10 protein-coding genes are annotated in these 16,141 nt (G+C 47.0%); 2 read left to right on the top strand and 8 right to left on the bottom strand.

The window, feature by feature from the left end; all coding sequences use genetic code 11:
- Nucleotides 1-92: 92 nt before the first annotated feature.
- The 6 genes from ACM1ND_RS05335 to ACM1ND_RS05310 all read right to left on the bottom strand — a co-directional run bounded on the left by ACM1ND_RS05335 (nucleotide 93) and on the right by ACM1ND_RS05310 (nucleotide 11,588).
- Complete coding sequence (locus ACM1ND_RS05335; RefSeq protein WP_418027177.1) at nucleotides 93-1,685, bottom strand: response regulator; 1,593 nt, start codon at nucleotides 1,683-1,685, stop codon at nucleotides 93-95.
- Nucleotides 1,686-1,701: 16 nt separating this feature from the next.
- A complete protein-coding gene (locus ACM1ND_RS05330) occupies nucleotides 1,702-3,528 on the bottom strand; it encodes a cache domain-containing sensor histidine kinase (RefSeq protein ID WP_076157694.1) in 1,827 nt (608 codons plus the stop codon).
- 13 nt (nucleotides 3,529-3,541) lie between these two features.
- Nucleotides 3,542-4,840 (bottom strand): alpha-glucosidase/alpha-galactosidase, encoded by a 1,299-nt coding sequence (locus tag ACM1ND_RS05325; RefSeq protein WP_069079686.1) that lies wholly within the window; start codon nucleotides 4,838-4,840, stop codon nucleotides 3,542-3,544.
- Nucleotides 4,841-4,976: 136 nt separating this feature from the next.
- The gene (locus tag ACM1ND_RS05320; protein WP_418027175.1) at nucleotides 4,977-9,002 is read right to left on the bottom strand and encodes a DUF5695 domain-containing protein; all 4,026 of its coding nucleotides are present in this window, start codon (nucleotides 9,000-9,002) and stop codon (nucleotides 4,977-4,979) included.
- Between the two features lie 665 nt (nucleotides 9,003-9,667).
- On the bottom strand, nucleotides 9,668-10,399 hold the full coding sequence (locus ACM1ND_RS05315) for an SDR family oxidoreductase (RefSeq protein ID WP_341058545.1): 732 nt from the start codon (nucleotides 10,397-10,399) through the stop codon (nucleotides 9,668-9,670).
- Between the two features lie 55 nt (nucleotides 10,400-10,454).
- Nucleotides 10,455-11,588 (bottom strand): NADH-dependent flavin oxidoreductase, encoded by a 1,134-nt coding sequence (locus ACM1ND_RS05310; RefSeq protein ID WP_418027173.1) that lies wholly within the window; start codon nucleotides 11,586-11,588, stop codon nucleotides 10,455-10,457.
- 176 nt (nucleotides 11,589-11,764) lie between these two features.
- Here ACM1ND_RS05310 and ACM1ND_RS05305 point away from each other — a divergent pair, with 176 nt between their 5' ends.
- Together ACM1ND_RS05305 and ACM1ND_RS05300 are read left to right on the top strand one after the other, a co-directional pair.
- Complete coding sequence (locus ACM1ND_RS05305; protein ID WP_023987240.1) at nucleotides 11,765-12,247, top strand: MerR family transcriptional regulator; 483 nt, start codon at nucleotides 11,765-11,767, stop codon at nucleotides 12,245-12,247.
- 346 nt (nucleotides 12,248-12,593) lie between these two features.
- On the top strand, nucleotides 12,594-13,445 hold the full coding sequence (locus ACM1ND_RS05300) for an aldo/keto reductase (RefSeq protein WP_023987239.1): 852 nt from the start codon (nucleotides 12,594-12,596) through the stop codon (nucleotides 13,443-13,445).
- Nucleotides 13,446-13,808: 363 nt separating this feature from the next.
- Here ACM1ND_RS05300 and ACM1ND_RS05295 read toward each other — a convergent pair whose 3' ends face one another.
- Complete coding sequence (locus ACM1ND_RS05295; protein ID WP_418027171.1) at nucleotides 13,809-15,098, bottom strand: collagen-like protein; 1,290 nt, start codon at nucleotides 15,096-15,098, stop codon at nucleotides 13,809-13,811.
- A gap of 333 nt (nucleotides 15,099-15,431) precedes the next feature.
- Nucleotides 15,432-16,109, bottom strand: coding sequence for a TetR/AcrR family transcriptional regulator (locus ACM1ND_RS05290; RefSeq protein WP_418027169.1), 678 nt, complete (start codon nucleotides 16,107-16,109; stop codon nucleotides 15,432-15,434).
- Between the last annotated feature and the right edge of the window lie 32 nt (nucleotides 16,110-16,141).

Here is a 16,141-nt window from a genome sequence, read left to right as displayed (position 1 = left end):
CTTACAAGCCTATTATGCGCCGAGAGCCCAGAGCCGACCACCCAACGACTCCAGACTCTCTTTGTTTTGGTATGATTTTTTTAACAGCGCGTTTACAAAAATGTTTTACGAAACTCCGTCGGGGTCAGTCCGGTATGCTTTTTAAAGGCAATGCTAAAATAGTTGGTATCTGTGAATCCCACAACCTCCGCTACCTCCGCCACCTTGCGATTCGCGTCCAGTAGCAGTTCTCGGGCTCGCTCAAAGCGAACACGCGTCTGGTAGTCGGCGAAGCTTTCACCTGTAACTTGCTTGAAACGGGCACTCAAATATTTGGGGCTCATATTCATGTACTCTGCAAGACGGTTCAGCCCGCCATCCTCCTGAAGGTGCTCCCGAATCCATTCCTTGGCCCGTTGGAATTTGCGTGGAATCCCCTTCTCACGTGATTCTCGGACATGACGACCCACCCGGACAAAATAACGCGATACATAATCAATCATCTCGGGCCCATGCCGTAATCGGGACAGCTCCAACAACGGGTCCTGCTCCTGTATGGACGTTTGTCCTACAGATGCATCACTCTGAACGATCCGCATGACGAACAGCACGAGCTGAGTGACAATCATTTTCACCTGCTTGACGGGCAACCCTGCCAACTGTCCTGACCATTCCTGTAAAATCGCATGTACGGCAGCATCATTGCCTGCTCGAATTTCCGTAATCATTAGCAGTTCCTTCTCCAGTAATTGACTGCTGTTCGGCTCGGCCGCCTGAATACTCTCATAGGGGATGATCTGGCTATAGCCCACCCACCCCCGATGCTCCGCCGCTTGCACAGCTTCCTCATACGCTTCGGGAAGTTGCTCCATCCGTTGTACGGGACGGCTAATCCCGATGGACACGCCCTGGCTCAATCGTTCCTGCACGGCCTGCCGAATCTGCTGTGCCGTCCGTTCCGCCGCCCTGCAAGATGCCGTCGCCAGCAGCACAACACGCCGATCGCGGGAAACCGCCGCACCATGCGCCTTCGCCCCGGCTGCTGCCGCAGCCTCCCCAGCCAGTCCGGCGAATACATGGCTGCTTTTATGCATGGAACCGTGTGGCTTGCTAGTGGCGGTTGCCTCCTGCTGCGACGCCTCCTCCAGCTCGCAGCACAGTACGGTATAAGGTGGTCCACTCGTCTCGCCGAAAAATCCCAGCCCGTCCATCTCCCGAATGACCTCGGCTGCAGGACGCCGCTGCTGGAGCAAATCCAGCAGTAGATGCTCCCTGTACAATGGCTCCAATGAACGATGGCGGTGAATGGCTTCCTCCTCGCTTCTTCGCCATTGCGTAATGCGATCCTCAGCCCGGCTCAATGCCGCTTCGAAATCCTCGCTGGTCACCGGCTTGAGCAAATAATCGACCGCTTGAAGCGAAACTGCCTGACGAATATATGTCATAGATTCGTACCCTGTCAGGAATAATAACGGGGTCTGCTGATCCTTTTCCCGAATGGTTTTTGCTACGTCCAGTCCACTCATATCCGGTAAATTAATATCCAGTAAAATCATGTCCGGTCGCTGCTCCGTATACAAACGTAATGCCGTCGCGCCGTCCTCCGCCACATCACTGACTTCCACTGACAGGCCACTTTCCGCCACCATCAGCTTCAGTCCTTCCCGAATATGATATTCGTCGTCCACAATCAGCAGCCGGTACATGCCATCCTCCCCTTTCTTATTCGGTTCGAATGGGTGCCAGTAAGGTAACCGAGGTGTACTGACCCGGCTTGCTTGTCGCGGACAGTCCATATTGCGGACCATAATGCCGAAGACGTTCATGCACATTGCGCAGCCCAAAGCCAATAGCACTCCCCCGTTCTGCATCTAGCGACTTCCGGATATCGTTCAGACGCTCGACTCCAATACCGCCCCCATCATCACTGACCGTCAAACGCAACATATCTCCTTCCCTTGTACCAGATAACATGATATAGCCACGGTCGGTGCGCCCTTTTAAGCCGTGATAAATAGCATTTTCGACGAGCGGCTGGAGGATTAGTTTGGGTACATAAAATCCGCAAATATCCTCCTCGACCTCGCAAATCCACTCGAACGAATTCCTAAACCTGAACTGCTGCACCTTCACATAGGCGCTTACATGCTCGACTTCCTGTCCCAAACTGATTTGCTCTCGGCCATAACTTAGCGAAATGCGAAAGCATTTTCCGAAGGCACCGATTACCTCTGCCATATCCCGTTGCCCATTCGCCAAGGCCATTCCCTTCAACGATTCTAGCGTGTTGTACAAAAAATGCGGATTAATCTGCGCCTGAAGCGCGCGGAACTCAGCCTGTTTACGCGACAGCAACGCTTCGTAGACCTGACCGTACAGTTCATGATTTTTTTGCATCATATGAAGAAAACGCTCCCCGATCTGCCCTACCTCGTCCTTAGGATTAAAAACAACGGAAGTAGGAGCTTCGAAAGCTTGGGCTGAGCCTGTAGCGCTCACACTCCCATCGACCGCCATTAATCGGCTCAATTGAAGCAGGGGGCGTCGAATCGTGTCACTCAGCCGATAAGACAGCATCCAGCCCAGCATCAGTGCAATCAAAAAAGTCCAGATGGTCCAGGCACCAATTTTCCGCGCATCCTCGAACAGCACAGACTGATCGACTTTTTGCAGCAGCGTCCATTGTCCTTCATTTAACGGGCCGTAAGAGATCATCGTCTGGCGGCCGTTCCATGTTCTCCAGTCCTTCGTAAGCACAGGCCTATCCACAGCCGATTTGGCAATCTGCCGCAATAGCGCTTGATCCGCAACACCCTGCTCCGGCAATCGGTATACAAGCTCGCCCTCCTGATCCAGCACCCACATCTGGGTATTGCCATCTGTTTCATGAAAAGCAAGCCCCCGAAACAGACTGGCCTTGTCGATTTCCAGCAGCAAAAATCCGAGTGGTGCATAATCTCCAGTCGTTTTTCGGAGCAGTTTCCCCACATAGATGCGATCCTCCGCCATTCCGCGTCCTGATTCAAACGGCGAATGAGCCATCCACATCATGGGCCGCTCGGCGAGTAGGCGGCGATAGTACACACGTGCTTCCTCTAATGTAGGAAGACCGCCAAAACGGACCGAAACATTCCCCTGATAGAGAGAATGCTTGAGCCCGCCATTGGCGGCATATATGAGAGAGGACGTGATATACGGCTTGGTCTGGGTTTGCGTACGGACAACCATACTGAGTGTTTCATCGTTCCGTAAATATTCATAATCATCTTCCGGCTTGGTCTCCAGTGTGGACTGCACATCAGGACTGCTGAGAATGGCATTGGTTAGATCATTCAAATCGGAGAGCGTCGCATTGACGTAATTTTCACTCATTTGCCGGGACTGCATAGCCAGCGCTTCCGATTTCTCACCTAGGGAATGGGCCGCGATCCGGTAAAAGGTAAAGGTCAGTACCACCATCGGAATGACGGTGAGTACCAGCGTCAGTACAATGAATTTCCCACGGATTGTAGGAATCCCGGCGAACTTTTGACGACCACGGCCTCCCATTCATCTGCCTCCCTTACACATAGGCTGGGAGCCATGTCCCGTGGGCTGCAATTAGGTCATCACACAGAGAAACGATATCATCCATGGACAACTCTGCGGACGTGTGCGGGTCCAACATAGCAGCATGATAAATGTGCTCCTTTTTCCCGGTGATTGCAGCTTCAATCGTTAACAGCTGGGTATTAATATTCGTCCGGTTCAGCGCAGCGCATTGGGGTGGCAAATCCCCGACAAAGGTTGGCGTAACCCCGTTACGATTCACCAGACAAGGTACCTCCACACAGGCTTCCTTCGGCAGATTGGTAATTAAGCCTGTGTTCATCACATTGCCGCCAATGGCAAAAGGCTGATTCGTTTCGATCGCCTCAAATATATAAGAGGCATACTCGTTTGACCGTTCATGACGCAGATCCTGATTACCCAAAAGCTCTTCACGCATCGTTTCCCATCGTGCAATCTGGCTCACACAGCGACGCGGGTATTCATCCAAAGGAATATTGAAGCGCTCGATCAGCTCAGGGTATGCCCGTTTGATAAAATACGGATGATACTCCGCATTATGCTCGGACGATTCCGTAATGTAATAGCCGAATTTTAGCATCATTTCAAAGCGCACCATATCATGATGCTTTTCCTGTTGCTTAGCGGCGGCTCGTTTTTTAATCTCAGGATACAAATCCACACCGTCCTTGCTCACTTCGAGCAGCCACGCCATATGATTAATGCCTGCGATTTTTGCCTTTACACCTTCCTGCTCCAGCCCGAGGCTTTTAAACAGTTCCGGTATACACGCCTGCACGCTATGACACAGCCCTACCGTACGGACACCGCCATAAACGTTCATCACATTCGTCAGCACAGCCATCGGATTTGTGTAGTTGAGAAACCATGCATCCGGGCACACCTCGCGCACATCTGCCGCAAAATCGAGCATCACCGGAATCGTACGTAAATTGCGGAAAATACCGCCAATACCAACCGTATCGGCAATCGTTTGGCGCAGGCCGTATTTTTTAGGAATTTCAAAATCCGTAATTGTACACGGATCATAGCCGCCTACCTGGATGGCATTTACCACATAGGTCGCCCCACGTAGTGCTTCCTTGCGATCAGTGTAGGAGCGAATCACACAGGTACTCCCTGTTGTTTTTTTCAAATTGGATAAAATATTTTCTGAATCTTTTAGCCTTACAGGGTCAATATCGAACAACGCCAGTTCAAAGCCCTGCAAAGCAGGCGTCAACATACAATCGCCAAGCACATTTTTAGCAAATACCGTACTGCCTGCACCCAGAAATGTAATCTTGCTCATACTTTTTCCCCCATTCACCTTTTTGTTCGCGGTTTTGCACCTCAAATGCAAGGATACCCACCGCCACTCTCCCCTTTATTAGGAGGAAAGTGACGATGGGAAAGGTTAGTCATGACTATGCGTTGTTGCCTCCCATTCAGGATACCCCCGCTGATTTAGCGGAGCTAATAGGCCGAAGCGGTAAGGCAGATGTTACCGAGGGTGTCGTAGTTGACGAGGTTACTGAATTCTCCGGACTAACCGGTGTTACCGATGAATCCGCAGCCCCAGCCTCAATCACAGTTACCTTCGCAATTGCCTTTAACTCTGTCCCTTCTACTTTACCCTTCAACTCAAACGAACCTGGAGCAGCATATTGTGCAGGGTCTATATCCTCCCATTCCACAGCCACCCATTTGGTGGAGCCTTCTCCATACGTAGCTTCCACGACGCTTGGCAGTTCGGGTTTTTCACCTGCACGAGTCGTCACGTTTACTTCTTTTAAAGCCGTGATTTTCTCGGCTCCCGTTAGGTTTTGTGCTGTACCAGAGGCCAGTCCTGCCACCTCGGTTGCATTCAAAGCACGGCTGTAGATACGGAATTCATCCACCAGACCATTGAAGTACGGATCAGGGTACTGAGATTTGCCGATGAAATTATTTTTGGTCTGACCCAGACTGGTAGGATTCAAGGTCAGATTGGTATTGCGTCCCACTTCTTTTCCATCCACGTATAAAATACCTGTGGAACCCGAAAGCGTGACCGCAACATGCTTCCATACGCCTGTCGGCAGTACAGGGCCTTCAATCGTCTGCTCCTGTCCCTGCCCGTTGCCTTGGTTGGTAATGGCAAACAGCATGGTGTTTCCTGCTTTAGGCGTCAGGAACATATATTCATTCGTCCCGGAGCCGAAATCAAAAATCCGCACATAATCGCTCAGGCTGTTCGCTTTGACCCAGCCGGATACAGTCAATTGCTGTGTCCGACTGACAATACCCGCCGGAAGCTGCACATAGCTGTCCTTGCCGTTCAGGCTGACAGCATTGCCTGTTTTACCCGCAGCCCATGCAGCCGTTCCCTTCACGGCAGCATCATTGCCACTGTCCGATGAATCCGCAACTACAGAACCGCTTGTTTCATCAAACTTGTAAACTGCAAGCTGTTCAAGTAACGGAGCCGCCGCTTCAGCTACCACCGTTACTTTAGCCTCAGCTGACAACTGAGAATCGCTGGCTGTCAGCTTGAACACATACGTTCCTGGCTCGGAAACGTCCACCTTCGTGCGCAGCGATGTTTTGTTACTGAATGTGACCTTCGCGTCCTGTGGTCCTTCGACCAGACTCCACTCGCTCGTCACCTTACCTTGTGGAAGTCCATCATCCGTAGCCGTGCCTTTCAGAATGATCTGATCCGGCAGCTTTACCTTCGAATCTTTGCCAGCATCCACGATAGGTGCTTTGTTCGGATCAGGTGTGGTCGGTGTCAGCTCTATCGTATAGGAGGATGCTGTGCCAATCTCCAATTTAAGTTTGTTGGTGGTCGCATACGCATTAAACTTTCCTTGCGATTGACCGCCCACTTTAACCAGATACGTTCCTTTCTTCAAACCGTCAAATGTAACGTACGTGGAATGGGCTTGGCCCGGCGTTTGATTTTTCAGTTGGAACCATACATAATCCTTGGATGTTGCCAACTTGGCTTCTGTATATTGGTCCTTTTCCAGCTCGATATACAGCTTTTCCGTGATCAGATTGACCCGCTTGAACAGGCCGTCCAGTGGCTTGATCGTATACACGTTGCCGCTTTTGCTCACCTCTGCACCGTAGCCCGTCAATCCAAAAATAGGATCAATCGCGATATCAGCACTTAATGTTTTGAGCGCACCGAACAATCCGAGATCAGCCTCACCGCTCATGCCGCGCCAGCCGTTAAAGAGCGGAACATTTTTACCGCCGCCAGTGCCGTTCGTGCCGTTATTGCCTTTTTCCGCTTGATACGTCCATGCGACCGCCCCGATGTTTTCAGGGTCGGAGCTGATTTGCCCGGAGTTAATCGCTCCAACATTGGCAATTTTAGCTGCATAGGACAACCGCTGTTGTTCCTCACGGTGATTGTCCTCATGATGGCGAATCCAGTCATCCATCGCATATCCGGCAAGCGAAGTCGTGTACTGGAAGTTAAACCAGTTCTCCCCGGTAATCGTCACCGGGTCGGTGTAGTAGTACCATACGGGCATATGACCGCGTGCCGCACGGGTTTTGGCATTAATTTTACTCATCATTTCCAGGGCTTTACTTTGCTCGCCCTCTGTATCTATATTCTGCTTGGCTAACGTATATACAGCCTCTTCCCCTGTATTGTCATAGCTATATTCAGAACCGTAAGGATACTTTGTATTTTTAAAATTGTTATATTTACGATCCATTTTTTCCTTGAGATCATTCGCTTCATCATCATAGCCTTCATCATGAAGTGCCTGAATAATATCCGGTGTGGTCAGTTCGCCCATCAAACCTGTTTCCCAGTTGTACGCGACTGGCCCTTCATACAATGCTTTGAAAATGTTATACGCCCGCAGCAAATAGGTTTCCTTTGGATGCTTGTAAGTGACAAGATCCGGGTATTCCTTGGCAATCTTGTACATGCTGAAATACGTGTTGTATACGTGCGGATACGCATACCCTCGATAGGTCGGTGTATCGTTAGGCTCTGGCATCAAGAAATCATGAATTAAATAATCCTCATGATGTCCGTTCATCAGATTTGTCCAAATCGCCGTCTCCAAATAATCGTCTACTGCCCGCACCTCTTTGGCGACTGGAGACAGTGTGTTTTTCTCAGCCAGGAACTGTCCGTGGGTCAGACCCCAATCGTCTCCCCAACCCCAATAGCCGTTAAAAATGTTGCGTTTGGATTTGGTATGCATCATCCAATCATCAAATACCTTGTCGCGCAGATCACCCGGTACATTCCATTGGGTTTTGTCGACCATAAATGTAGCATGCCGTTGCAACGCCTGATCAATCGGCTCGATGGCATAGAACTGTAACACCGTTTTGTTGCCGTTGCCGTATTCTACCGTTATGAAGTTCGGACCCAGCTTAGTAAATTTCAGTTCATAAATGTAATGTCCTCCGGCCTTGCTATCTGTCTGCGGAATAACGGTTCCGTCTGGATAGGTTACTTTGCTGATCGCCTGCTTGGAGCGCAGGTCCACCTTCGCCTTTTGATTCGTAGGCACGATCATGCCGGGTACGACTGTTGTATCCACCAAGTTTTCTTGGTACAACGTATCTTTTACATCATGCTCGTCCTTCACCGCCAGAAACTTGAAGCCATAGTTTTTGCTTTGACCAGGATTCAGGATCAGGCTTGTATTGGGCAAGTACCCCCGATTCGTGGACTTGATGACATTGGAATGAATATAAAATACATTGAGGCCTTCCAGCCATTTACCTTCGTTGGCTGGATTCCAGGCCCATTTGCTGCCCGGATGCTCCTCATCCCGCCAGTGATCCTGATATTCAAAACCCGCACCTGTTGTGGGATCAGGAATCAGCAGCAGGGAAGAACCAATGCCGCTGGGACGCCCAGCTGTAATATAGGAGCTGTTATTGCCGACAAAGGAATGCGTCACCACTCTAGTTTCGTAGATCGCATCACCGTTGGTCCACTGCTCATTAAAAGGCAGAGGCAAACCGAAATCGCCAATCTCCAATTTTTTTCCACTTGTATTCTGCACCTGTATATTCCACAGCACCGAACCATTCGACTCTGCCGAATACGTTTCAATGACTTTAAAATTGCGTATGCCTTCTGCGTTAGTAGAATTCTCGTACGTGACAGTGACACGGTTACCACTGGTTGTGATCTTACGTGCGTCTGCCGACTTGTTCGTCCATGCCTTCGTCCAGCTGCCTCCATCCAAGCGGTACGTGAACATCAGCTCCCCTAGCCACTGATGATCTGCGGTGTTCTGCTCAGGTGTAACCGTTGCGTTCATCACGTACTCTGTCGGGAAAGCATCTCCCTTGATACGTATTGATGAAATTTCACCGTGCTCACCTGTCTGAATCGTCAGCTTGTCATTGGATAGTTCATGGGCCTCTGCCGTATGCGTCCCAAACAACACAGACGCTGTGGTTAAAAACAAAAATGCCGCCAATATTCCCTTAAATTTCATCAACACGGCCTCCTTTTGGATCTCGGGGTCCTGATTTGCTTGCCAATCACCTGAAGTCTCTTCATTTCGCCGCAACCTCCTTGGAAATGTAAGCGTTACAACTCTATTGTACAAATCCTTGTCTATTGGTAAAATCAACATTTTCAACCGATTTATATAGGATTTCAACCTAATAGAGGGATACTGTTAGATCGGCAATCAACCAAGCTACGACAGATTTATCTAAATTATGATTACAGATGATGGAGAGAAAGAAATTTAGATAGAGAGCAAGGAGGCATTTTTAGATACATCGGGGTGTGATCAGATTATACAAACGGACACTATAAAATCGAGAATTTATTTTGAGCTGCTGTAGTGGGGAATCGATACGTTGGGTTTTCCAGATGCGAGGGTATTTATTAAGATAGATTCGCTCCTAAGGTAGAATTTGGAGTCTGCGTATGTAAAGAATTTTGGGGATAGGGTATGGGGAAAAATCTGCTGAAAGCATCTATCGACTGGGCTGATTCCAATGGTATGCTTTGTATTGGGCAACCCCCATTTTATAGAGCTAACAAATCATATCTATCCCATAGCAAGAGGCATGTAAACCGTACAAATATAAATACTGCCCCAAAATCTATTTTTAGGGCAGTATCAACAAATCACATGATTTTTCTATTTTATAGTTCTTGAATTGTTGGACGAATAATCATCTCATTAATTGCTACATCGGCTGGCTGCTCAATTGCAAATGCTATGGCACGAGCAATGTTAGAAGGCTCGATAGCAATTTTCATATCCTCATTAATTGCTGTTTTTAACTCTGAGTTTGAAATTGCTGCTGTTAATTCTGTATCAATCGATCCTGGCGAGACAATAGTCGTTCGAATATTGTTGATACACTCTTCTCTACGAAGGCCTTCTGTAATGGCACGCACAGCAAACTTTGTACCACTATAAACTGAACTAGCAGGGAATACTAAGTGCCCTGCTATAGAGGAAACGTTAATGATATGCCCTTCTCTTCTTTCTCTCATGGTTGGAAGAACGGCAGCAATACCATAAAGTACACCCTTTATGTTAACATCCACCATCAAATCCCATTCTTTGATTTTCTTTTCATGAACAGGGGATAACGGCATGACTCCTGCATTATTGACCATTACGTCTATTTTTCCAAACTCTTTAAGCGCATAATCCGCTAACTCTTCCATCTGCTCATGTGAGGAAACATCCGTCACTTTATAAACAGCTTGCCCGCCATTATTTTGAATTGCTTCTTGCAGCTTTTGCAAACGAGCTTCACGACGAGCGGCCAGTACCAGCTTCGCACCTTTAGAGGCAAGTTCTTTTGCAGTCGCTTCTCCAATTCCACTTGAGGCACCTGTAATAATGACAACCTTATCTTGAATATTTTACATATAATTCACATCCTTTCTTGATGAAAACGTGATAACAATAAAAATGTTATTCTTCGATATGAAACCATGGACCTGAAGCTTGGATGACACCCCAAAGTTTTTCCGGAAGCTCAAGCTTACCAACTTTTGAAGCCTTTATCGCTGTTTGGATTTCAGACTCTTGTCCACTTTGAACCTTTTCTACCCAGTCTGGATTCATGATTAACGTATGACCAATAGCCGCTAAGGACAGCCCCTTATCTAAAGCCGTTACAACGTCATCCGGAGTGTCCATAGCACCAGCTGCCATTACAGACAATCTGCCATTTACATGTTCTATAATTAATTCAAGATATGTTTTTTCATCCTGACTATCGAACGGCTTTAACGAGAGCGCATTTACGAGTGAAGCATGCACATAATCGACACCTTCTTCAATCAGGTGATCAATTAATGTATAGGTATCTTTCATTCGCAGACCACCTTCAATTGGTTCATCAGGAGAAAGCCTGTAACCCAATATAAACGGTTTTGTTGCAAATTTTCGAATCACATTTTTCATTTCTTGAACAACCGCCAACGGAAAACGCAAGCGATTTTCTAAAGAACCTCCCCATTGATCCTCACGTCTGTTGAAGAATGGAGAAAAGAAGTTTTGCAGCAAAAATCCATGTGCACCATGAATTTCAACACCATCAAATCCTGCTTCAATGGCTCGTCTTGTTGTTTCTCCAAATACACGAATTACTTCCATGATCTCATCATGTGAAAGTGCTCTCGGTAAAACGGAAGGAGCAAATGCCGTAGCTTCAGTCTGTACAGCACTGGAACTTACCACATCTCCATTTGGAGTTAAGGTCGGAAGTGCTTTGTTGCCTGCGTGGAAAACTTGAAGTACCGCAGGAGCTCCTCCACTTTTCGCCGCATCGGCTAATTTTCGTAAACTTGGAATAAAGGTATCGTCATAGCCTGCAAATTCATGCGTAAAACCTATACCGTTTGGTTGGACATGCGTACAGCCTGTTATAACCAAACCTACACCGTTCACTCTTTTTTTATAATAATTTACTTCTTCATCTGAAATCGTGTAATCGTCATTACTGGCCCAAGTTGTCATAGGCGCCATAATGACTCGATTTCTAAGGTCGATTCCATTTTTGAGTGTAAAGGATTCAAATAGTTTGTTATATTTTGCGTTCATTTTCTAACCTCTTTCTAGTTATTCATTTATAAACTGTAGTAATTGTTGTCTTAAGTTAAAGCATTTATTCGCATTCCCAGAGGAGATTACCAGTTGATGAGCGCTCACAACATTGGTAAAATGACATCATAAAGTATTCGAGTAACTCGAAGTCAATAGCAGGGAGGTTCGAAATTTTGAATCAGACATTACATGAACCAAAATATACGGTAAAAGATGTATCTGAAATAACTGGCCTTACAAAACATACGATCCGTTACTATGATGACCAACAATTAATACCTTTCGTTTCGAGAGACGGCAGAAACAATCGCTTATTCTCTGAACATGATCTGGATTGGTTGCGAATGGTGCATTGCTTTCGTATTTCAGGATTGCCGATTTCAGAAGTCAAACATTACATTGCTATGTGTTTGCAAGGTGATGAGACGATTCCTGAAAGGGCTGAGCTTGTTGTAAAACAAGAAAAAGAACTAGAAGCGAAGATCCATGAGTACAACCTTCAATTAATGCACATAAAAGAGAAGAAGGCTTACTACGAAAGTGTTTTGGCTGGTCAATTAGACGATACCTGGAATCCAGTTAACAATAACCCAGAATGTGGAGAAAAGTACGATATACCGGAACATATCAAATCAGCGTCAAAAGTTCATGCTTGATCTTAGAAGATAGTCTACGGCTTCGAGTACACTCGAAGTCAATTTTTTTGTGTATTTAATTTTGACGGATATTGCACCAATCTGCCTGTTACTTCAATGAAAGAGGGAGCATTCGCCGCGGCAGTGTGCTCCCTGTTCTAAATTTAACTATCGTTTTCCGTTAGTTGAACCCCGAATTAAATTAAGTTGTAGGTGGTAGTGAGAGGATTAGGCAAACATTTGGCACGAACGGGATAACGATCGCTTTGTCATCTGGTGCATAATAAGGATGTGAAGTGGGTGTCTGTTATGAATATGGATTGTAGTTGATTTACACATAATAATTAAAAATACTGGAGGATTTTATATGCAAAAAGTAACTTTGAACAATGGTGTTGAGATGCCTATACTCGGTTTTGGTGTTTATCAGATCCAAGATGCAAATGAATGTGAACAAAGTGTTTATGACGCTATTATGGCAGGCTATCGGTTGATAGATACCGCTGCCTCTTATTTAAATGAAGAAGCAGTTGGCAGAGCGATTAATCGAAGTGGCGTGACAAGAGAGGAGTTATTTATCACTACGAAACTTTGGGTTCAGGATACTGGTTATGAGCGTACAAAAAAGGCATTTGAAAAATCACTGGAAAGATTGCAGTTGGATTATTTGGATTTGTATTTAATTCACCAGCCATATGGAGATGTATTTGGTTCTTGGCGCGCTATGGAGGAATTGTATCGTGAAGGAAAGGTCCGTGCAATCGGCGTTAGTAACTTCCATGAGGATCGCCTGATCGATTTGATTATTCATAATGAAGTAGTTCCTGCCGTAAACCAGGTTGAAACGCACCCATTCAATCAGCAAATTGAAAATGCAAAATTCATGAAAGAGAATAACGTTCAGATCGAATCCTGGGCGCCTTTTGCTGAAGGGAAAAATAACTTGTTCCAGCATGAGATATTGGCAGCCATAGCTGAAAAGTATAATAAATCCGTTGCTCAGGTGGTTTTACGCTGGTTGACACAAAGAGAAGTTGTTGTGATTCCAAAGTCTGTTCGTAAAGAAAGAATTATCGAAAACTTCGATATCTTTGACTTTGAGTTAAGCCAAGAGGATATGGAGTCGATTACTACGTTAGATACGAAACAGAGCCTGTTCTTTTCACATCGCGATCCTGACATGGTGAAATGGATCGGTAGCCGTAAACTCGATATCTAACCCTCTTTCAAAAGATCACCCGTAGGTTTTGATTACGCCAAAAGAACCAACAATTTAACAATAACCGTTAGAAGTATGGAGTAGATGCCCTAAGGAAATCTACTCCTCTTTTTTCGTTTACGGTATCAATGTATTTATTGAACTATCGTGTACGCTTAGTTTAATACATTTATCAAAGAAGGGACGTCCCCCATCACAGATGTCTGGAGAAACGCCCCTGTCGGCGGTGATCGCTACAAAGCAATACATTTATGTCGTAGGAGCACAATGTCCCCTTACCAAATTATTGCACCGCAGAAATATTGAGGGCGGCCTCTATTTGATATTGGCATTATTATCGAAAAATACTGCATTTCTTTCCCTCTATGCAACCTGCGTAATAACAAGGTGCGCGGAAACTGGTCTTGTTCCTCCAGCTAATGGAGTGATCGTGAGTGCCGCGGCATTGCCAGCAGGATTTCGCACTGTGAGTACTGAATTAATGACCGTTGTTTGTACAAGAGCCATTCCTACTATTTGAGAAGTACCTGTTGCACGCCCGACCACCGTATAAGCCAGGTCAGCGCCGTTGAGTGTTAAAATGAGTTGACCCGGTTCGTTTACACCTACCTGAAACAAAACCTGATAAGTGCCAATTGTAGCCAAGTTAAAAGAACTCGCATTTATACGGGTAATTGCAGTCCCACTGATTGGACCATCTTGCGGAAAACTCACGTCCGTGTCGGGAGCAACAGTTGCTGCATTATCAGGAGGCATCAAGGCAAAGAAATCTGCAAAGCCTAATACTCCACCTGCTGGTCCTGCTGCTCCTGTTGCTCCTGCTGCTCCTGTTGCTCCTGTTGCTCCTGCTGGACCTGTTAGCCCTGCTGCTCCTGCTGGTCCCGCTGGCCCTGCTGGTCCTGCTGGTCCTGCTGCTCCTGCTGGTCCCGCTGGCCCTGCTGGTCCTGCTGGTCCTGCCAATCCAGCTGCGCCAATTGCTCCTGCAATCCCTGCAAGTCCCTGTGGGCCAAGTGCTCCTGCAAGTCCTTCGGGGCCAAGTGCACCTATCGCTCCTGCAATCCCTGCCAGTCCTTGGGGACCAAGTGCTCCTGCAAGTCCTTGAGGGCCAAGCGCCCCAAGTGCTCCTGCAATCCCTGCAAGTCCTTGAGGACCAAGTGCTCCTGCAAGTCCTTCGGGGCCAAGTGCGCCTATCGCTCCTGCAATCCCTGCCAATCCTTGGGGGCCAAGTGCTCCTGCAAGTCCTTCGGGGCCAAGTGCGCCAATTGCTCCTGCAATCCCTGCAAGTCCTTGGGGGCCAAGTGCTCCTGCAAGTCCTTCGGGACCAAGTGCGCCTATCGCTCCTGCAAGCCCTGCCAATCCTTGGGGGCCAAGTGCTCCTGCAAGTCCTTGAGGTCCAGCTTCTGCAATTGCTCCCGCAAGTCCTTGAAGTAATTGCTGACCTTTAGGTGGGGGACACGGTACCCGCACTATTTTTTTAATAACTAGAAGACGTCGTTTCTTTTTTTTCCCTTTTGGATGGCAAACAATTGCGGTTTTCTTTTTGCACGATTTTTTTTTATCCAGACAACTCAACCGTTTCTTTTTTCTTTTCTTTTGGATGGCAAACAATTGTAGTTTTCTTTTTGCACGTTTTTTTTTATCCAGACAACTCAACAACGACACCTCCCTATAAATATGGTTCAGTGTACGTGAGTTGTTTATTTTAGGCATGGACGAATAGCCGGTTATTCGCTAGACTAAAAACCATTTTTAGAATATTGGGTGTTTAGTAGGGTGATGTTATACCACAAACCACAACACTATTTCAGTATGATTACATAATTTAAATCATCCTTCATTGCGTCAACCAAAGTCACATTTGGGTCTTTTTTTGTACCTCACAGTGGCAGTGTGCTCCCTGTTCTAAATTCAAATATCGTTTCCCGTTAGTTGAATCATTTCTGTGATTGATCCACCTTGTAGATTCTTCTGGTAAGCGCCTGGTCATCATCTGTCCATGATATTTGGAGCTGTTTGCGGGTTTTTGAGTGCAGGCAGTAGAATGCCATCGATTAGCACTGTGAAGAAAGGCTTGTCGAACGGTTTGCGCTGGATGAGTCCGCGAAAGGAAGCCATTGAAGTAATGACCTGACAAGCCATCTCAATGTCCGCGTGAGAGGGAATTTCACCGCGGACGACGGCTCGGTTCATAAGCTCGCGGTTCACAACAACCCATGGCTCGAAAATCCCGGCTGTTCCTGCTTCGGCAAATTCCGGATGCTGCAAAAAGGAGCCTAGGCCCGCTAGGACTCGAAATTTTCGTTCTTCTTCCGCGATCGATTGCGGCTTCAAAAGCACGAGGAGATCTTCGCGCAAGGTTCCTGTATCAGGCAAGCTTTCGAGCTCAAGATGATTTCGATTCATCCAGGCCAAGGCGTCTCGGACTAACTCCGCCTTGGAAGACCAGCGGCGGTAAACCGTCGCCTTCCCAGCCTTTGCTCGAGCCGCGACCATGTCCATTGTCATACCATCGAAACTCGTATCGGCGAGGATGTCGATTGTCGCCTCAAGGATTTTATCATCCCGCGTGTGATCTCGCTTGCGGCCCAATTTTTGTGCAGGCTTTTCTGCCACAACCTCAGATAATTCGGCCCTCTCAGACATTTCCTTTTTTATTTTACTCATAAACTTAGCTCCTTTTAAAATATATATTAAGA

The sequence above is a fragment of the Paenibacillus sp. JJ1722 genome (assembly GCF_048282685.1).
GTDB lineage: Bacteria > Bacillota > Bacilli > Paenibacillales > Paenibacillaceae > Paenibacillus > Paenibacillus polymyxa_B.
This window is presented reverse-complemented; position numbering and strand designations above follow the sequence as displayed.

Coding starts and splice junctions, on each gene's coding strand:
- ACM1ND_RS05335 (WP_418027177.1), bottom strand. CDS start 1,685: ATGTACCGGCTGCTGATTGTGGACGACGAATATCATATTCGGGAAGGA.
- ACM1ND_RS05330 (WP_076157694.1), bottom strand. CDS start 3,528: ATGGGAGGCCGTGGTCGTCAAAAGTTCGCCGGGATTCCTACAATCCGT.
- ACM1ND_RS05325 (WP_069079686.1), bottom strand. CDS start 4,840: ATGAGCAAGATTACATTTCTGGGTGCAGGCAGTACGGTATTTGCTAAA.
- ACM1ND_RS05320 (WP_418027175.1), bottom strand. CDS start 9,002: ATGAAATTTAAGGGAATATTGGCGGCATTTTTGTTTTTAACCACAGCG.
- ACM1ND_RS05310 (WP_418027173.1), bottom strand. CDS start 11,588: ATGAACGCAAAATATAACAAACTATTTGAATCCTTTACACTCAAAAAT.
- ACM1ND_RS05300 (WP_023987239.1), top strand. CDS start 12,594: ATGCAAAAAGTAACTTTGAACAATGGTGTTGAGATGCCTATACTCGGT.
- ACM1ND_RS05290 (WP_418027169.1), bottom strand. CDS start 16,109: ATGAGTAAAATAAAAAAGGAAATGTCTGAGAGGGCCGAATTATCTGAG.